Source organism: Nonomuraea candida (assembly GCF_000725485.1).
In the GTDB taxonomy this organism is placed as follows: Bacteria; Actinomycetota; Actinomycetes; order Streptosporangiales; family Streptosporangiaceae; genus Nonomuraea; species Nonomuraea candida.
Genome location: NZ_JOAG01000067.1, coordinates 1 through 18,747 on the forward strand (window position 1 = coordinate 1; position 18,747 = coordinate 18,747).

At 68.2% G+C, this 18,747-nt stretch carries 12 protein-coding genes and 1 pseudogene; all 13 read right to left on the reverse strand.

Annotation, left to right across the window (positions count from 1 at the left end):
• Positions 1-692: 692 nt before the first annotated feature.
• A pseudogene (locus IO39_RS53550) lies at positions 693-1,504 on the reverse strand (transposase family protein); the annotation flags it as partial.
• A 158-nt stretch (positions 1,505-1,662) separates the two neighbouring features.
• Entirely contained in the window at positions 1,663-2,379 is a 717-nt protein-coding gene (locus tag IO39_RS40475) for a GAP family protein (protein WP_043635857.1), read from the reverse strand.
• Positions 2,379-4,973, reverse strand: a complete 2,595-nt coding sequence (lanKC, locus tag IO39_RS40480; RefSeq protein WP_084774380.1) for a class III lanthionine synthetase LanKC — start codon at positions 4,971-4,973, stop codon at positions 2,379-2,381. The genes IO39_RS40475 and lanKC overlap by 1 nt, the downstream gene beginning before the upstream one ends.
• A 51-nt stretch (positions 4,974-5,024) precedes the next feature.
• On the reverse strand, positions 5,025-5,651 hold the full coding sequence (locus IO39_RS40485; RefSeq protein WP_043635863.1) for a flavoprotein: 627 nt from the start codon (positions 5,649-5,651) through the stop codon (positions 5,025-5,027).
• 30 nt (positions 5,652-5,681) lie between these two features.
• Complete coding sequence (locus IO39_RS51985; protein WP_063765443.1) at positions 5,682-6,071, reverse strand: hypothetical protein; 390 nt, start codon at positions 6,069-6,071, stop codon at positions 5,682-5,684.
• Positions 6,072-6,298: 227 nt separating this feature from the next.
• On the reverse strand, positions 6,299-6,994 hold the full coding sequence (locus IO39_RS40495) for a thioesterase II family protein (RefSeq protein WP_052424010.1): 696 nt from the start codon (positions 6,992-6,994) through the stop codon (positions 6,299-6,301).
• 7 nt (positions 6,995-7,001) lie between these two features.
• A complete protein-coding gene (locus IO39_RS40500) occupies positions 7,002-14,111 on the reverse strand; it encodes a type I polyketide synthase (RefSeq protein WP_084774383.1) in 7,110 nt (2,369 codons plus the stop codon).
• A gap of 47 nt (positions 14,112-14,158) precedes the next feature.
• On the reverse strand, positions 14,159-15,307 hold the full coding sequence (locus IO39_RS40505) for a glycine amidinotransferase (protein ID WP_245642562.1): 1,149 nt from the start codon (positions 15,305-15,307) through the stop codon (positions 14,159-14,161).
• On the reverse strand, positions 15,304-16,215 hold the full coding sequence (locus IO39_RS40510) for a hypothetical protein (protein WP_157549613.1): 912 nt from the start codon (positions 16,213-16,215) through the stop codon (positions 15,304-15,306). The genes IO39_RS40505 and IO39_RS40510 overlap by 4 nt, the downstream gene beginning before the upstream one ends.
• A complete protein-coding gene (locus IO39_RS40515) occupies positions 16,205-17,119 on the reverse strand; it encodes an ACP S-malonyltransferase (protein ID WP_043635872.1) in 915 nt (304 codons plus the stop codon). Before IO39_RS40515 ends, IO39_RS40510 begins: the two co-directional genes overlap by 11 nt.
• A complete protein-coding gene (locus IO39_RS51460) occupies positions 17,116-17,874 on the reverse strand; it encodes an SDR family NAD(P)-dependent oxidoreductase (protein ID WP_084774385.1) in 759 nt (252 codons plus the stop codon). Before IO39_RS51460 ends, IO39_RS40515 begins: the two co-directional genes overlap by 4 nt.
• Positions 17,867-18,481: a GNAT family N-acetyltransferase gene (locus tag IO39_RS51465; RefSeq protein WP_052424012.1), complete on the reverse strand. Its 615-nt coding sequence runs from the start codon at positions 18,479-18,481 to the stop codon at positions 17,867-17,869. Before IO39_RS51465 ends, IO39_RS51460 begins: the two co-directional genes overlap by 8 nt.
• Positions 18,482-18,510: 29 nt before the next feature.
• Positions 18,511-18,744 (reverse strand): hypothetical protein, encoded by a 234-nt coding sequence (locus IO39_RS56340; RefSeq protein WP_043635876.1) that lies wholly within the window; start codon positions 18,742-18,744, stop codon positions 18,511-18,513.
• Positions 18,745-18,747: the final 3 nt, after the last annotated feature.

Consider the following 18,747-nt stretch of genomic DNA (forward strand, 5'->3'; position numbering starts at 1 on the left):
ATGAACTCTCAGCAGCCGATGCCATTCGACCTATTATACGTGTAGAGGCGGTTGACCACCGAGGTGACGGCCGCGTGATAGGTGTAGACGCGGTAATCGTAGGTGCCTTCCCCGAAGCACGTCACGTTGACGTCGGCGTCGGCGAAATTGCTCCAGAAATTGGTTTCGCTGCCGGTGTCCAAGACCTCCCACCCGTACCACCGGGAGCGCTCGAGTTCGGCTCTCGTGTGAATCTCGGGAACCTGCGTGTTGCACCAGGTCTTCGCGTAGCCGAAGATCTCCGTCAGGCCGCCCTTGTACGGAGCGTCGGTCTGGCCGTAGCAGCCGCTCGGCAGAGCCTGGACGGACACCTCACCCTTCTGCGATTCCGGCGCGAGTTGTCCCGTGCCCGAAAGCCCCTCTACGCTCCTTTCCGTCGTTTCCGGAGCGCTCGACGTGCCCGGGTCGGCGTACGCGGGCGAAGAAGAGACGGCCGCGACAGCGAGCGCGACAAGGGCGGCGGAAGCTAAGAGCTTGACCTTCATCGACCTGTTCTCCTTTACCGTTCCGGCGAAGTCTTGACCGAAATCATTAAAGAAGATCGCGGACATTCGGTCAATTTCCTGCGGTTGCACAGCCCAGGACCAGCGTTTAGCGGAACAACCACAGGTCACATTGACGTGATCTCGGCGAATTGCCGGCAGGTAGTCGTGCTCGAAATGGGTGAGGACGAGCGCCGCGCGGGCGATGCCGCCGATGGCGCTGGGACTGAGCGTGATGTGCTGGAGGATCCGCGGGCGGCCTTCGAGCAGGGCGAACCCGCGTTCGCCGAGACAACGCAGGGCGCGTAGGAGCCGATTGTAGGTGCGGTTGTCCGGGCTGAGAATCGGGTTGCCGTCGGGCTGCTTGATCGGTGTGTGAATACCGATCCCGGCGCCGTCGTAGCCGCTGTCGGCGAGGGTCGGCAGGCCCGCCGCGGCTGCGGCGTACAACGCACCCAGCACGTGCGCACGGGCAGCGGTCAGATCATGGACCGAGCCTGGCTCAACCTCGGAGATCCACAGGGGCAGTCGGTCGGGTGCCGAGAGTACTTGGAGGTTGCCGGCGTGCTGGTGGGCCTTGCCGGAGTACCAGGCGTCGATGGGCTCGCCCCTGACGCTGATGGTCTGCCCGGCGCAGCGGTCGACGGGGATCAGGGTGCCGTCCAGGATCACATAGGGCAGATCGTCGGCTTGGGCGCGGTCCAGGGCTTCGTGCAGATCAGGGGCTTGAGCTGCCGAGGACGTCGATCCCTTCGGCGGTGTAGCGGTAGGCCGTGGCCCGGGAGACGCGGTGATCGCGGCCGAGCTCGGGGATGTCACGTTCGCCCCGGAACCACCGCAGCACCAGGACCGCCTGCCGGGACGGGGTCAGGGCGCGGCTCCCTTCGGGGGGTGCCGAGCCGGCGGCGCTCGTCGTGCAGCAGTCGGGCAACATAGTGAATCAGCGCGCGGGAGACGTCGAGCGTGGCACGATGAGCAATCACGTGGAGCCTTCCGGGCGACGGGATTTCTTGTGGTGAGAACTCATCTACCGGAGGCTCCACGTCCGTCTCCAGCCTTCGACGACTTCTCCCGAAAGGCTCGAAACGCCACCGCGGGCGTCCCGAACATCCCCTATCACCCGAATTTTATTTCGCTGAGGTCACGTCATTGACGAGACAAAATTCATGATGCGGTCGTACAGCGTCGTGTTCGACAACAACATGAAACCCGCCAGGGCGATAAGCCAGGCGGTGTTCTCTCGGGCGTTTCTCTTGAGCCAACCGTCCAGCCGACGCAAAGGCGAACGTACGAGATTCTTCGCGATGAAACGCGCCACGGTCACCACGAAGGCCGGAGCGATCATCACAAGGCAGTAGACGGCCAGCACGGCGGCCTGCAGGTGCCACGGAAGGTCACTGCGTCCCAGGCGGCCGATGGCCGCCAGATACGGGAACATGGTGGCCACCTCGATCAGCACGGCCAGGGCCGCCACGATGACCAGGCCGCGTGGTGTGGCCGACTCGCCGACCGCTATCTCGCGCCAACGGCCGAGCCGCCCCGAGCCACGCCGCTCGCGCCGCAGGAGGCCGTACCACACGGCGATGAGCAGCAGGATCACCCCGGCCACGGACATCGCCTGATCTCCGGCCGGAGAATTCAGCGCGGAGCGCAGCTCGTCGTGTACGGCGGAGAACACGGTCAGCAACAGCAGGCCGAGGAACAGATATCCGATGGCGACAAAAAAGAGATAACCGAAGACATAGCCGATCCGCAGTCCGCGCGGCATCAGAAGAAACCACACGGGGATGGCGATGGTGGACACGCTGAGCGTGTCGAGCAGCGCTAGCGGAAGGACCTCGATGAGGATGTCGGTCACTATCTGACTCCCGGAAGCCAGTTCCGGCGGCGTCCTTCAATGAACGCAACGGCGGTGAGGACCCCCGCGCCGCCCGATCGCAGATCGCTGGACAATTTGTGATTGCGGGAGCCCGGGTAGTGCAGTTCGCCGGCTCTCGGCCGGATCTCGTGCAATCCGAGTTGTGCCAGGTGGCGATCGATGAACAGCCGGGCCGGATGTTCGTGTCCGTCCTGGGCGAGCGAAGCGAGGCCGGCGGCGAAACCCGCCCGGCCGCGGAACAACCCGCACTGGACCATCACCTCGGGGCCGTTCGCCCGCATGAGGTCGGACACGGAGGCGTGGGCAGGGCTCCAGCCCTCGTGCCGGGCGAACTCCGACAGGACGAGAGCGGTGCCGAGCGAGCCGACTTCGACGTAGCCGAGTGATCTGCGCTCGGCCTCGTTGAACTGCAACGATCCATCCGCGCACCGGACATAGCGGGTCAGCTCCAGTTCAAGCAGCTCCCTGGCCAGGTCCACGGCGGCGACGTCGCCCGTGAGCAGCCCGTATCGATGCGCCGCCAGCCCGATGCCGGCCACCCCGTGCAGCAGACCGAAGTGCGCCACGTTGGGGGAATCGCTTCCCGCGAGCCAGGACAACAGCGGCCGAGCACGGGAGACGAGCTGTGCGCCGAGCTTCTCCACGGTCGCGGTGGAGACGATCGGGTCCGGCCCCTCCGCCATCTCGGCCGCCGCCAGGTAGACGCCGGCGAGCCCGCTGAACACGCTCAGCCCGGCGTCGCCGTGTTCCTTGGCCAGGCCGGCATCCACCAGCCACTTTCCCTGCTCCGGATACCCGTACTTCCACAGGGTGTAGCCGGCGCCCAGCTCACTGTCGTACAGGCCGCATTCGAGCCTGTCGATGGCGGTCCGGCCCCGTTCGGTGATCCACTCGATCACGGGGTCGACGAGGTCGCGGGCGTCGAGCCCGTCCGTTCCCAGCAGGGACCACAACACACCGGACGCTCCGGTGGCCAGGCAAACCGGGGACAGCGAGAATCCCGTGAAGTCATGGCGGAAGAGCCGGTCCGCGCGTTCCGGGGTCATGGTCGAGGTGAGCCCGGACACGATCTGCGCCGACCACAGCTCGAAGCCGAGAGCGTCGTCGAGGTGGCTGGAGGCCGTGCGTACCGGGCCGCGGCTCATGCCGGTGGCCGGAGCGCAGGCCCGCCCCACTCGCGCGGCCCAATCCTCCGGGAGCTGGAACCGTTCCTGGCTGGTCCGCACGAGGTGGCGCAGCTTGCCGGGGTCCATCCGTACGAGTTCGGTGAGCGGCAGATAGCAGGCCAGTTCGAGCATGCCCAGGCCGTACTCGTCCGCGGCCCGGCCGGTCCGGGTGTAGTCGCTGAAGCCGACGGCTCCGGGGAGAGGGCGCGGGGCGTCCTGCTCGACGCACGCCTCGAAGTCGATGAACCGGATCTGCAGCTCGGGGGTCACGATGATGTTCCCGGGGTGGACGTCGCCGAAGATGTGGCCGCGTTCCCACAGGGCGGACAGGAACGCGCGGACCTGCTCCAGTATCACCTCGATCTGCTCGCGGTACTTGCTGATGTCGTCCGGCGTGGGCGCGGCGAAGGGATCGGATCGCAGCAGGTAGGGCTGCTTGGCGGCGCACCACTCCTGGAGAGTGGTTCCCCGGATGTACTCCATCGCGGTGAACAGATGGCTCTGCCAGGTGAACTGCTCATAGACCTCGGGCGTCGCGGGCAGGTCGGCGAAGGTCTGCAGGGCCTTGTACTCCTGGAGGGCGCGCTGTACGGCGTCGCCCCCGATCAGGTCGTATCCGGCGAAGGGCCGGGCCTCCTTCAGCACGATCTGGCGACCGGTTCTCTTGTCCGTCGCCAGGTAGACGCCACCGCTGTTGGAGAAGTGCAGGGTCTTGTCGATGCGGTAGGGCGGTGCCGAGCCGTCGGCCGTCCCGGGCCGGGGTCTGAAGGCTTCGGGTACCTCGACGAAGTCCGGGGCCCGGAACGGGACGGCTCTGTCGTCGGGGACGAGCCGGCCTGTGGGATTCTCCAGGGCGAGGGCCACTTTGCCCGCGGAGTCGCGGCAGTACCGGCGCGTGTAGGCGCCATAGCGTACGTGGACGATGCTCTCGCCGATGCGTAGGTCGGACAGGACGCGGGGTCCCTCCCATGCTTGCAGCAGTTCGGCCAGTTCTCCGGCCAGCGCGATGGACCGCTGCTCATCGGCCGGGTAGAGGACGATTCCCTTGCCGCTGATCGGCCGCGGCGCGTACTTGGCGTTGACCAGCCATGCGTATTCGTGACGGGCGAGAAACTTGAAGGGTAACTCCCGCGCGAAACAGAACGCGGAGACGGTTTCCAGCAAGGAAGCGAATGTCTCGGGGGTCACCGAGATGTGAATCTTCCATCCCTGCCCGGTGATCGGATCACTGCCGGGGCGGCACACGGTCCAGGCTCCGTGCCGGGTGTAGTGCCAGCCTTTCGTGTAGGGAACGACGGCCTGACCACGGCGGGTCCTGGTGAACCTGGGGTCGTCCGCCCTCGCTCTCCACCGCGCCATGTCGTCGTAAGAATCGGAATCCGCAAAAGTGTAAAGGAAATGCTCCATGCTCCAGTTCCAGGTACGGGTTCGTCTCCGGGTGTGGTGCGCGTTGCCGTTTCAGGCGTCCCCGGCTTTCACCGGGCTTGCCAGGTCCTCCGCAATCGCCGGCTCGGCGGCCTCGAACATCGCTATCACGTCCCACAGGGGTGGGGTCGCCTCCGCCTCGGCACCGGTCGACCGGCTGATTCCCTTGTGCGGTTCGACAAGGTGATAGTTGGGCACACTGTCAAGCCGGCGGAGCATGTCGGCGACAATCGGGTTGGCGGCGACGCCGGGCGGAAAGCTGGGGGCGATGACCACGGGCACCTTCGTGCCGAGAGCCGCGAGAAAGAAGGGAGCGTCACCGGATCCGGCGGCCAGGGCGGACATGAAGGCGACCGAGGCGGGGAAGACGAGGATGCCGTCGTAGTCGGCCGCGATCCGGGTGTGGACGGGCAGGAGCCGCCCATCGACGTTCCAGGTGTTGCGCACCACCGGCGACCGGGTCAGGGCCTCGAGCGCCGGCGCGCTCACGAAGCTCTCCGCTGAACTCGTCATCCCCACCGTCACGGTGTAGCGGGGGCGGTTGGTCGACAACCAGTTGAGCCAGAACGGCAGATGCGCGGTGGACAACGTGCCGGTGGTCACGAGGAACACCTTCGCCTGCCTCGACCGGGCGGCTTCGCTCTTGTCGAAATGCACCATTGATCTTGACGCCCTCATCCTTCGCGCGAATCAGTCGTCCGGCCGGTCGCGGTAGCGACGCCCTCGGTCGCGGTAGTCACGGTCGCGATCGTCTCGGTCGCGGTAGTCACGGTCGCGATCGTCTCGGTCGCGGTAGTCACGGTCGCGGTAGTCCCGATCCCGGTAGTCCCGATCCCGGTAGTCACGGTCGCGGTCCCGGTCGCGGGAAGACCTGAGGCTGAGGTCGTCGCGCAGTTCGTCGAGCATGCCCCGTCCCCGGGGCCTGCGGCGCACCCGTCCCTCCACCAACTCGATGGCGCCCAGCACCATCAGGCCCACCCCGAGAGGACCGCCGGTGAACCAACCGAGTTCGAGGTCCCGGAAGAAGATGAAAAGTACCGCGCCCGCGGCAATTGCTGCCAGTCCGAAAATCCTCTTCACGATCGCGCCGCCTTCCAGTCTTCTTAGCTGGGCGAGAACAGCCGAGCCTTTGTCCCATCCTAATCGGCATAACAGAAGTCTCGGCGAGTAAGCCCACAAGTCAGTATCCACTTACGAAGTCGGCAAGCCGGTCCCTCGCCACTCCTTGGGCGGCCCTCATCGCCGAGTACGGCAACGGGAAATGTACATTCCGCAGCCTTTCGGCCTGAAACGATTGCACAGTGTCGTCACCCTGCCAGCGCGAGCTTGAATACCGTCTGCCGCAGCAGGCCGGCGTCCTCGGAGACCAAGTAATGTCCACCGGCCAGCAGGCTCACTTCGATATCCGGGCCGAGTTCCCGCCACCTGTGCGCCGCCTGGATCGGGACCAGCGGGTCCCGATCGCCGATAAAGACCCGGACGGGCATGGGCAGGGCGCTTTTCTGCGGCTCGAGGCGAAGTGCGGCGCACATGCGCGCATCCTCCCGCAGGCGCCCGAGATAGGGTTCGACCCATTTCGCGTGACCGGCCAGCCAGTCCGGCAGACCGCCCATCCGGTGCAAGCAGTCGACCAGGGCCTGATCGTCGAGCCCGGCGGTGAAGTCGCGCCATGGCACCTGAGGTGCGCCGGCGCTCGCCACGGCCAGCGCTCTGGGCGCGGGACCGCCGTCCGCGCCGAGATGGCGGGTGAGCAGATAGGCCAGCAGGCCTCCCATGCTCTTGCCGAACAGGACGAAGTCGCGCTCGCCGACTTCGTTCCGCACCGCCTGCGCGAGTTCGGGAACCAGTTCGTCCAGGCTGTGGTACCGCCTCGGCTGCTCGCCTGCCCGCCTGCCCGGGAGGGTGATCGGCACGACCGTTATCCCGGCGGGGGCGTAGACGACCCAGGGGCGGAACACCGTGGGGTTCCCGCCCGCGTGGTGCAGGCATACCAGCATCGTCATCGGACATTCACCTCCCGAGCACTTCCAGAAGGTGACCGGCCAGGGCTTCGACGGTGGGGTAATCGAAGATCGCTGACGACCGCAACCGGCATTTCAGGGTGCCGCACAGATTTCGCCTGAGCTCGATGGCGGTCAGTGAGTCCAGCCCGCAGGCGAAGAAGTCCGCGTCATCCGGCGGCTGCCATCCCACGTGGCCGAGCACCCGGCCGACCTGCTGCCTGATGTGATCCGCCAGGAGTGTGCGGCGCGTCTCGGGCGACGCCCCCTCCAGCACCGTCCGGAAGTCCGCCTCGTCCCGCACCTCGGTTCTGCCCGGCATGTCGACCAGGAAGCCGCGCAGCGCGGGAGCGTCGCGACCGGTGAAGCGTTTCCAGTCGATCGGCATCACGGCCGTACAACCGTCGGGGGGCCGCGAGGCGAGCAGTTCCCGGAACACGGCCAGAGCCGCATCCACCGGGATGACACCCTCGCCGCCGGCTCGCAGGCTCGCGTTCACGCCGGCCCGGGCGCTCATTCCCGTGTCAGCCCAGGAGCCCCACTGGACGGAGAGGGCGGGCAGAGCCAGGCCCCGCCGGTACGAAGCGAGACCGTCGAGGAAGGCGTTGGCCGCCGCGTAGCTCGTCTGGCCCGCCGTCCCCAGCAAGGCCGACACGGAAGAGAACATGACGAAGAAGTCCAGCGGCTTCCCTGCGGTGAGCACATGCAGGTTCCAGGCGCCACGCGCTTTGCCCGCCATGACTCTGGCCAGCCTGTCGGGTGACTGCAGCAGCAGGATCCCGTCGTCCAGCGTCCCGGCCAGATGGAGCACGCCCCCCAGCGGCGGCAGGTCCGGATCCTCCTCCAGCGCGGCGAAGGCCTGGGAGAGATCGTTCAGGTCGGAGACGTCCGCCGTGATCACCCGGACCACGACGTGCCCCGCACGTAGCTCTTCCACCCGGTGCCTGGCCCGTTCGTCCGGTGCCCGGCGTCCGATGAGGACAAGATGCCGAGCCCCGGCCTCGGCCAGCGAACACGCTGTCTCCAACCCCAGGTCGCCGAGCCCGCCGGTGATCACATAGGTGGCGTCGGGACGCACTCCGGCCTGCTGCGGCTGCGGGAGGGCGGCGCGGGCGAGGGTCTCGACGTACCTCGCAGTGCCGTCATAACCGACGCGACCGTGCTCGGGCTGTTCCTTCGCCGCGGCCAGCTGAGCCAGTTCGGCGTACAGCAGTGCGGCGCTGGTGTCGACGTCGGTGGCGGGGTCGAGGTCGATCTGCGCGAAGCACAACTCCGGGTGTTCCGTGGCGAGCACGCGCCCCAGCCCCCACAGCGCCGCGCCCGCCGGCGCGGTGACGCCGCGGCCTCCCGCGGGTCGGGCGCCCCGGGTCGCCAGGCAGAGCCGGGGCGGAGCGTCGTCGAACGAGGCGAGCCGCTGGGCGAGCCGGAGCAGGGCCGCGGCCCCGTCCACCGCTTCGGCTCCGGTGTCCCGCGCGGGATCACCTTCCCGCGGGCAGAACACCACCACGTCGTAGTCCCGGAGCTCCTCCAGCGCCCCGGCGTCGGAGACGATCTCGCAGTCCACGCCGTGCACGCCGGCGAACCCGGACAGGGCGATCCCCAGAGGATCCGCCGAGACGATCAGCCAGCGGCCGGCGGCCGCCGCCGGGGCGGGCCGTCGCGCGGGAGTCCAGTGCGTTTCGTACAGCCACGTACGCCACTCCGCGTGGTGTGCCGGGATCATCGCCTCGCGCGAGGCGCGTTTGAGCAGCACCCCTTCCAGCGCCAGCACGAGGCTGCCGTCCGGAGCCAGCAGGTCGATGTCGGCGCGCAGCACCTCCGGGTCCTCCTCGGAGGTGGGCCGCAACTTCGCGTGACACCACGCTTCCGCGCCGATGCTCCCGTTTCCGATCCGGATGCGGTCCGCGCCGAGCGGCACGTACGTCCGTCGGCCCAGCTTCTCTGGGTAGGTGACAGTCAGCGCCAGGAAACAGGCTTCCATCAGTACGGGATGCACGCGATGACGAGCCGTTTCCCCCCGTAACCGCGGGGAAAGCGCGATGTGGGACAGGGCTTGCGGGCCGTCGTGCCAGAGCAGGTCGGTGACCTGGAACAGCGGCCCCAGGTCGATCTCCCGCTCACGCTCACGCCGGTAGATCTCCTCCGGTTGCAGCTCATGAGGTGCGAACGTGGCCCGCAGGTCCTCGAGAGCCGTCGGGCGGGCGGGGGCGTCCCGGCCGGCGGGAGCCAGGTGCCCCGCGGCGTGCAACGTCCAGCCGTCATCCGCGAAGCCAGGGCTTCCGGCGGGCGCGGGCGGGCTGGAGTAGACCTCGAAGACGTACGTGCCGGCCTCGTCGGGCTTCACCGCGATCTGCATCCGGCGCTGGTCAGCGTCATCGGAGAACACCATCGCCCGGTGAATGTGGAAGTCCCGCACCACGGCCGGGACAGGCCCGAAGACCTCGCTCGCGGCGGCGCACGCGAGCGCCTGATAGGCGACGCCCGGCATCACGATGGCGCCGAAGACCCGGTGGTCGGACAACCACGACAGAGTGGACGCGCCGACCGTGGAGGTGAAACGCACTCCACCGCCATCGGCGAGGTCCACTCTGTCGCCGAGGAAGGTCGCCGCGACCCGCGCCGGCGCGCCGGAGGGCTCGATCCAGTACCGTTCGCGCTGCCAGGCGTACGTGGGCAGGGCGAGGCGGCGTACGTCCCGCCCGGCGAACACCGCCTCCCACTCGGGGGTGATGCCCGACTCGTACAACGTGCCGAGAGCCCGGAGCACCTGCTCGTCCTGCTCGCCCGGCCGCATTCCCGCGACGAGCGTGACCTCCCCCTCCTCGAAGAGGTCCTCGACGAGTTGCACCAGCGTCGGCTTCGGCGAGATCTCCAGCAGGACGCGGGCTCCGGCCGCCCGCAGGGCCGTCACCGCGTCGGAGAACCGTACCGGCCTGCTGATCTGGTCGACCCAGTAGCGCCAGTCCGCGATCTCCTCGCTGATGCTCTTGCCGGTCACCGTGGAGATGATGGTCAGCCGCGGCTCGTGGTAGCGCACTGAGGCGGCCACCTTCTCGAACTCCGCCAAGATGGGGCGCATCATCGGCGAATGGGAAGCTATGGAGATATCCAGTCGCCGGTGCCGCACACCCCGCTCGGCCAGTGCGGCGCAGGCGTCCGAGATCTCGTCCGCGGCGCCGGAAATGACGGTGGACCGAGGACCGTTGACCACTGCGACCGAGCTGCGCGGCCCGAGCAGCCCGGCGACGGTGTCCTCATCCGCCTCGACGGCGACCATCGTGCCCTCTTCCGGCAGGGACTGCATCAGCCGTCCGCGGGCGTGCACGAGCGTCAGCGCGTCCTCCAGCGAGAAGACGCCCGCCAGGCAGGCCGCCGCGTACTCGCCGTGACTGTGGCCGAGCAGGACGTCGGGGCGCACTCCCCACGAGGTGAACAGCTCGCCGAGGGCGTACTCGAAGGCGAACAGCGCGGGCTGGGCATAGCACGTCTCGCTGATGGGGGACGACTGGCCCGGCTCGGGGAACAGCACGGACAGCAGGGAGCGTTCGAGTTTGTCGCGCAGAATTTCGTCACACCTGTCCATCGCGTTGCGGAACACCGGCTCCCGCTTGTACAGATGCCGTCCCATTCCCGGATATTGAGGACCTTGACCGGGGAAGAGGAACGCGAGGCGGCCCGTTCCTGGCGCCGTTGCGATGGGTGTCTCCGTCAGCTGCGCGGCGGCTTCGGCGGGAGTCATGGCGACCACGGCACGACGATGCGGGAAATGACGGCGGCCGGCGGCCGTGGTGAAGCACACGTCGGCGAGACGGATGTCATCGGAGGCGGCCCGCAGATAGCCGGCGTACCGGCGGGACAGGTCTGTCAATGCCTGCTCGGTGCGCGCGCTCAGGACGAGCAGCTCCGCATCCTGCCGCTCGCTGACGGAACACTCGCGCTCCTCCGCCGGCGCCTGCTGAATGACGACGTGCGCGTTGGTGCCGCCCACCCCGAGGGAGGTGACACCAGCCGTACGAGGCACGCCGTGGGTTTCCCAGACCGTGGTCTCGGTGCTCACCCGGAAAGGAGAGCTCTCGAAATCTATCGTGGGGTTGGGCTCCCGGTAGTGCAGGCTCGGCACCAGCATGCCGTGCTGGACGCACAGGGCCGCCTTGATGAGTCCGGCGACTCCAGCCGCCTCGTCCAGGTGGCCGAGGTTGGATTTGACGGAGCCGACCGGGAGGCTGGCCCTGGGGCGGGCGCCGGCGAACACCTGGTTGAGCGCATCGATCTCGACGGGATCGCCCAGGGCCGTGGCCGTGCCGTGGGCCTCGATGTAGCCCGCGTCCGGCGGGGCGATCCCGGCGCGCTCCCATGCGGCGCGGATCACGTCGGCCTGGCCTGTGACGCTGGGGGCAGTGAAGCTGATCTTCTCCGCGCCGTCGTTGTTGACGGCGGAACCCTTGATGACGGCGATGATCCGGTCGCCGTCCGCCTGGGCCTCCGCCAGCCGTTTGAGCACGACGATGCCGCATCCGTTGCCGAAGAGCGTTCCGCTGGCGCCGGCGTCGAAGGTTCGGGTGTGACCATCGGCCGACATGATCATTCCGTCTTCGTGCACGTAACCCGCGTCCTGCGGGACCACCACGTGCACGCCGCCCGCCAGGGCGAGGTCGCTCTCACCGTCGGCCAGGCTGCGGCAGGCCAGATGCACCGCCACCAGTGAGGTCGAGCAGGCGGACTGTACGCCCACGCTGGGGCCGCGCAGGTCCAGGGCGTACGAGACGCGCGTGGCGAGGTAGTGGCTGTCGTTGCCGAGCTTGAGCTGGAACTGCTCCAGGTCGGATTCGGTCAGCGCCTTCCCGTGCCCGTAGCCGAAATGCGGCGCCAGATTGTTCAACAGGTAGGTGCTCATGCCGGCGCCCGCGAAGACCCCGACCTGCCCGGCCGCGTCGCCGGGAGGATGGCCCGCGCTCTCCAACGCCTCCCAGGCGCACTCGAGGAACAGGCGATGCTGCGGATCGAGGAGTTCCGTTTCTCTTCTGCTGAACCCGAAGAAACCGGCGTCGAACAGGTCAATGTCCGGCAGCGGCGCGCCGGCGGCGACGAAGTCCGGGTGCGTGGCCAGGTCCCGGTCACGCTGCCCCGCGCCGGCATCAGGCAGTGGACCGCTTGATTCAACGCCTTCGAGCAGGTTCCGCCAGAATGTCGCGACGTCCCGGGCTCCGGGGAAGCGCACGGCCATGCCGATGATCGCCACGTCCTCGCTGAGGCCGGCGCCCTCGCGCTTCCCGGCTCGTCGCGGGCCGCGCCGCGCCCCGGTGCTTGCCGCGGCGGCGGGCGAGCCTTCCCGATCCAGGTGGGCGGCGTGCGCTCTGATCGTCGGGTAGTGGAGCAGGTCCACCATCGGCACGTCCCGGCCGAGAGCGCGGACCAGTTCGCGCCGCACCTCGACCAGGAGCAGCGAGGTGCCGCCGAGGTCGAAGAAGCGATCCTCCACGGAGATCTCATCGAGCCGCAACACCTTGCTCCACGCCTCGATCAGCACCTGTTCGGTGGCGCTTGCGGGGGCCACGACCGACCGGGCGGTGAGCCGGGGGAAGACCTCGGGCGCCTTCAGCCTCGCGCGGTCGGTCTTGCCGCTGCTCGTCAGAGGGATCTCCGGGATCAGGTCGTAGGCGTCGGGCAGCAACGCCGGCGGCAGCCGCGAGGCGAGGAAGGCGTGGAGCAGGCGAGGGGCCTCATGGCGATCCAGCCCCGGCTCGGGCACGATGTGGGCGACGAGGCGGGAGTGACCCGTCACGTCGTGCGTCAGGACGACCGCCTCACGGACGTGCGGATGGTCAAGCAGCAGCGCCTCGATCTCCCCCGGCTCGATCCGCACCCCCTGCACCTTGATCTGCGCGTCGATGCGGCCGAGCAGCTCGATGACGCCGTCGGGCCTGTATCGGGCCAGGTCCCCGGTCCGGTAGAGCCGCCCGCCCCCGTCCACATCGGGCAGGAACCTCTCCGCCGTCAGATCGGGCCTGCCGAGATATCCGGGCGAGACTCCGGCCCCCAGGACGCACAGCTCGCCCTTCTCCCCCGCGGGCACTTCCCTCAGCTGCCGGTCCAGAAGGCGCACCTGGACCCCGTCGATCGGACGGCCGATGGGGGCGACCGCCGGCCAGGCGGCGGGATCTCCGTCCAGCGTGTGCCAGGTGGCGTCCTGGAACTCCGTCGCGCCGTAGTGGTTGTGCAGCCGGGCTCCGGTGCGGCGGAACAGGTCCCTTATGTGCCGGGTCACCCGCAGCTGCTCCCCGGTAGTGATCACCTCGCGCAGCGGCGGGACCTCCTCCAGCTCGGCGCTCGCCTGGGCCAGCTGATCGAGCAGCGGAACCGGAAGGAACAGCCGCTGGATGCGCTGCCGCCGCAGGAGGTCCGCCAGAGCGAACGCGTTGCGCCGCACCTCGTCCTGGGCGAAGACCAGGGTGCCGCCGAAGCCGATGGTGGAGAAGATCTCGTGGAAGGAGAAGTCGAAACTGAGCGCGCACACCTGCGCGGTACGCATCCGGCAGGTTCCGGGCCGCGATCGGTCGTGCCAGCGCAGCAGGTTCATCAGAGCGCCGTGGGTCATCACCGCGCCCTTGGGCAGTCCGGTGGACCCGGAGGTGAAGATCGCGTAAGCGGCGTCCTGTTCCGTCGGCGCGCCGGGTTCCGTCCCGCCGCTCCCGTCTTCCCCCAGGTGGCCGACCGGCCGGCAGTCCGCGTCGAGCACGATCGACGCGGCGAGATCGGCGGGCAGGGCCTCGTCTCCCGTGATCACCAGCGAGATGCCGGCCGTACGGATCACATGCCGGACCCGCTCTGACGGATCGCCCAGGTCGATCGGCACATAGGCGGCGCCCACGCGCATGACGCCCAGCATCGCGGCCAGGGCCCGGGGTGAGCGGGCCACGCGAAGGCCGACGAAGTCGCCCCGCTTGACGCCCGACCGGCTGAGCCCGGCGGCCACCCGGACCGCCATCGTCTCCAGCTCACGATAAGTCACCTGCTCAGCGCCATGCACCAGCGCGACGGTATCCCCATCGGGGCCCTGGCTATGCCGCCGGACGAGTTCGTGCACGGTGACCGGCAAGCGTTCAGCAGAGTCTTTCGCCATGGTTCCTCTTTAGGACGGTGTCCGCCGTGTACGTGCTGACGTGGGGCCTAGGCCACCGGCTGGTACGGCAGAGACGGGAAGTAGTCCTCCCGTGTCCCCTCCCTGCGGATGTCCCACGTAGCGCAGTGGAGGGAGCCTCCGTACTCGAAGACGTGGCGGAAGGGGACGGTGAGCACCTCGAAGTCGAGCGAGGAGAGCAGATCCTGCAGGGGTTTTTCCTGCTCCTCGCAGATGACCGTGTGGGGAGAGACGCTCAGCACGTTCATGGACAGCCACTTGGACGACTGGCAGTAGGCTGGCATCTCCTCGTTCGACAGCACCGGCTGCGGCGCCTCGACCAGCTTCCAACCGTTCTCGGTGAACATCGGCAGCTCGTCCTCGCGGATGGGCCGCTCGGGGTTGGCCAGGACGAGCCCTGGACGCAGCGGCACGAAGGTGCAGTCGATGTGCGAGGGGAAGTAGTCCAGGGGGAAGTGCACGGGATGCACTCTGAAGCCCTTCGGCTCCAGCGTTCGCTTGAGCCAGCGGATGCCGGCCCGGTTCGTGGTCATGGACTCCTGGACGATGACGTCCTTGCCGAAACGGCTCATGTCGGCGGCGTCGAAGACGACCTCGTCCTGGGTGATGCAGTACTCGTGAGCGTGCATGCGGGCATGGCGCTCCTCCATCGGCCAGTCCCAGAAATCCTTGCGGTACATCGAGTCGGCCATGGTGGGCTTGGGTGCCACCGTCCATGAGACGCGCGGATCCGCTTCCCAGTATTCGTAGACCAGCTTCCGGTAGGGCTCGTACTCGAAATAGCGCGCTCTGCGCGACATCGTGGCCTCGAGGATCTCGTTGCCGAGCGTGATCATGACGTCGCGCGGGCACACGGAGCAGTACTGGTTCTCGACCTCGAAGGCAGGGGTCTTCAGCGAACGGCCGAAGTCGTGCGGCTCCGGGCGCCGCACCGTCACCCCCTGGGCCTGCAGCAACGCCACCAGCCCGGCCAGCTCCTCATTGGCACGGGCGATGGCCTCATCCGGCTTCAGCCCCTTGGGGAAAGGAGCGCCGCTCCCGTCGCGCACCTGGGGCCGGTTGCCCGGCTCCGTCGGCTCGAAGCAGGCGCCGGTGGCCGACCCCACGACGATCTCCCGCAGTGGATCCCATTCGTTCCACGCGTTGACAACGGGGATGCTCTCCGGATTCACCATCATCCAGCCAGCCCTTCTCCAGTAGCGACGGTCAGCAGGTCATGATCTGCCCGGTCGGACAGGAGCGCCCTCATCCGGGTCACGTAGACGGACTTGCCTGGAGCGACGAGGTCCACGGCGGCGACGCCGACCTCGATCAGCCCGTCCACCAGCCGCGGCAGGCTCGCCGTGCCGAACCACTGCTCGGTTAGCATCAGCCGATACGCCTCCGGGGTGTCATCCACCCGCTTACCGGTGCAGGGAGAGATCACGGCGGCGGTGGCCGGCCGGAAATCGACCCCGGCGAGGATGCGGCCCCACTCCTGCTCCGCCGGGTAGGCCCACGGGCAGTGCTCGGCCCGGTCCGCCACGTCCAGGATGGCGACGCCGAGCCGGGCCAGGCGTCGCCGCAGCAGGTCGACGTCCGTGCTGCGGAAGCTGAGCGCGATCAGGCCGTTGCCCAGGTCAACGGAGAGCCACGGCTGGTCGTCCGGCGTGCTCATCACATCGGCGATCCGTTGTGCATCGCCCTCCGAGGCCGGCAGCAGGGCAAGGGTCACGCCGTTGGGCCGTGCCGTCTTGGCCTCGATCTGCCGGACGTTGATCTCTTGGATGAGCTCGAAGCATGCCTCCACCGTGATCACGCCAGCCGCGAGAAGGGCGGGGAGACAGCCCGCGCTCAGTCCGCCGAATGCGATCCACCGCCCGGTCCGCCCAGCCGTACGCCGGATCAGTGCCACCGCCAGCAGAGCCTCGTGCACGTTGGAGGGCAGACTCGCGCTGCCGCCCCCGATCTCCACCTTCGCCGGATCGAAGCGGCAGATGCGCGCGGCGAGTTCGAGGTGCTCGTCCCAATGTCCCAGGATCGCGGCCAGTTCCGGCCCGGTGAGCGGCACCAGGCCGGGGAAGACCAGTGCCCGGTCACCGGACACCGCCGACACCTCCCGTCACCGGGGTGATGGCGCAGTCCGGGTCGAGCGCTATGGACTTGACCACGAACGCGGAGGGCTCGAGCACCACATAGCAGTCCAGCTCCAGGTCCTGGAGGTAACGCAGCACACCGCGCCAGTCGAGGATTGTGGTGTACTGCTCAAGCGCCAGTTGCCGGATCGTCTCGCCGCTGGTGTACGGGCGTGCGTCGTTGATGCTGATCAGCGGGATCTCGGTGTTGTGATAGGGGTCCTTGAACCGCCACTCCTCACCGAACCTCTTGCGTACCGTGCCCATCAGGTCGCAGTGGCCCGGATAGCTGTACGGGATCGCCCGGTACATTGCGCCGGCCTTGATCAGGGCCGGCTTCATCGCGTCGAGGTCGGAGACGCGGCAGGCGGCGAGGAACTGGTTGCTCGACACATAGGCGGACAGGTGCAGCAGGTGGTCCAGCTGCCGGCTCCGCAGCTCGTCGAACACCGTCCGGTGGTCGCCGTTGTAGAAGAAGACGCTGACGTAACCCGTGCCCTCGAACTCGTCGATCTCGATGGCGGCCATCAGGTGCGACATGCGGACCATGTCCTCCAGCGACACCCAGCCGGTGGCAGCGGCGGCGCTGAGGAAGCCCAGGCTGATTCCGGTCACGCACACCGGACGCAGGTCACGTTCGCGCAGGTCCTGCTGGTAGCCGGCGACGCCCATGAGGTTGATGAGGGGACGCCGGAACCGGGGGTCGTTCAGCTCGGCCTCGTCGCCGTCGCGCAGTATCGCCCTGAAGTCCATCGACAAGGTGTCGCTGGCCAGGTCGAGCATGATGCGCATCTCCCGGGACCGCAGGCAGCGCTCGCGGATGTCGTCATCCAGATAGACCTGGGAGGGGAAGATGTAGGCACCGGTGGCGGTCACAGCGAGCACCCTTCGTCGACGAAGAGGACCTCACCGTTCATGGCGGCGAAGTCGGGGCCGACGATCTGGCGGATGACCGCGGCGACCCTGCCTGGCGGTATCAGCCGGTCCTCGAAGCCGGGGCCCATGATGTTCTCCACCACCTCGCGGGGCACCGTGGCCAGCAGGCGGGTGTCCCGGATGGGGCCCGGAGAGATGGTGTTGAAGCGCACGCCGACGCCACCCCACTCCCGGGCGAAGCCGCGCGTCATCATCTCGATGGCGGCCTTGCTCGTGATGTAGCCGATCGCACCGGTCACGTAGCGCCGGGTGAGGATCGACGACACGTTGACCACGCTGCCGCCGCCGGTGGACGCGAGGGTCTGAGCGCTGATCGCGTTGACCTGGTAGGCCCCGAAGACGTTCGCGTCGATGACGGCCTTGAAAGCCTCGGCGTTGGAGATGGTGGCCACGGCGACATGATTGGTGACGGCGCAGTTCACGACGACGTCACACGGGGAGACGTCCAGGAGCAACCGCCGGATGGCGGTCGCGCCGACGTCGTCCGCGGGCAGAGAGAGCTGGTGGATGTGCGCCGCGCCGCCGTCTTCCGCGACGCCCGCAGCCGCCTTCTCGGCCTCTTCCCGCCGATCGTGGTAGGTCAGGTGCACCGCCTGTGCCACCTGCGCGAACTCGCGGGCCACTGCCTGTCCGAGCCCACTGGTGCCACCGACGACCAGGACATTGCGGTACTGCGGTGAGCGCGTCTCACTCATGGCTGTTCTCCGCTCGGGCGATCTCAGATCCGCTCCTGTCGATGCCGCGCACCAGAGTGCCGGTCAGCCGCGACAGGAGGTCTTCGTCAACACGCCGGCCCACGCGCGGTTGATAGTGCGGATAGGGCCGGTAGTACTCCTCCCGGGTCAGGGAGGACTTCACCCCGGGGGCCGGCCCGTCCGGGGTCTGGAAGTAGTTCAGGCAGACCGCCTCGAACGTCAGGCCGTCGGCCAGGCCCAGCTTGACGGTGCTGTCGTTGTGCGCTCCGGTGGTGAACTCCACGCGCCGGCAGTTCAGCACCTCGAAGAGGTAGTCGACGAGCAGCATGCCCGCCTCGATGCCGATGCCGGTGCCCCACAGACGCTGGTCACCGGTTGCCCCGCCGATCTCGTACACGCCCTCGCCCAGCCGCCAGAAGTGCGCCAGGCCGACGATGGTGCCACGGCGATCGATCACCAGCGCGGCGCGGCGCCCCTCACCTTCCAGTGCCAGGTACTGGGAGCTGCGGACGAGGCTGCTCGACGAGCCCCGCAGCAGCACCTCGCACTCTGTGGTGCTCAGCCACTTGGCCACCGTCTCCAGACAGTCCTCGGCAAAGGGCACCACCTCACACAGGAGACCCTTCACGCGGGCGCCTATCCCGCTTGCAGCTGGTCGTAGATGCTCCGCAGGGAGCTGACGTTCTCGACCTTCAGGTCGTACACCTTGTCGCCGTAGACGGGCAGCAGGGCGGAGGCGAACCTCAGGGTGTCGATCGATTCCAGGCCGTACTCGCTGTCCCGGCCGAAGACGACGGTGTCGTCATCAGGAGTCTCACCGGCCGTCAGGTCGGCGAAGAGGCTGAGGAAGAGCTTGCGAAGTTCGTCCATGGG

Excerpts from the sequence above, each read along its gene's own strand:
- IO39_RS40500 (WP_084774383.1), bottom strand. The coding sequence starts at position 14,111 with ATGGCGAAAGACTCTGCTGAACGCTTGCCGGTCACCGTGCACGAACTC.
- IO39_RS51460 (WP_084774385.1), bottom strand. The coding sequence starts at position 17,874 with ATGAGTGAGACGCGCTCACCGCAGTACCGCAATGTCCTGGTCGTCGGT.
- IO39_RS40495 (WP_052424010.1), bottom strand. The coding sequence starts at position 6,994 with ATGACGATGCTGGTATGCCTGCACCACGCGGGCGGGAACCCCACGGTG.
- IO39_RS40505 (WP_245642562.1), bottom strand. The coding sequence starts at position 15,307 with ATGATGGTGAATCCGGAGAGCATCCCCGTTGTCAACGCGTGGAACGAA.
- lanKC (WP_084774380.1), bottom strand. The coding sequence starts at position 4,973 with ATGGAGCATTTCCTTTACACTTTTGCGGATTCCGATTCTTACGACGAC.
- IO39_RS40485 (WP_043635863.1), bottom strand. The coding sequence starts at position 5,651 with ATGGTGCATTTCGACAAGAGCGAAGCCGCCCGGTCGAGGCAGGCGAAG.
- IO39_RS56340 (WP_043635876.1), bottom strand. The coding sequence starts at position 18,744 with ATGGACGAACTTCGCAAGCTCTTCCTCAGCCTCTTCGCCGACCTGACG.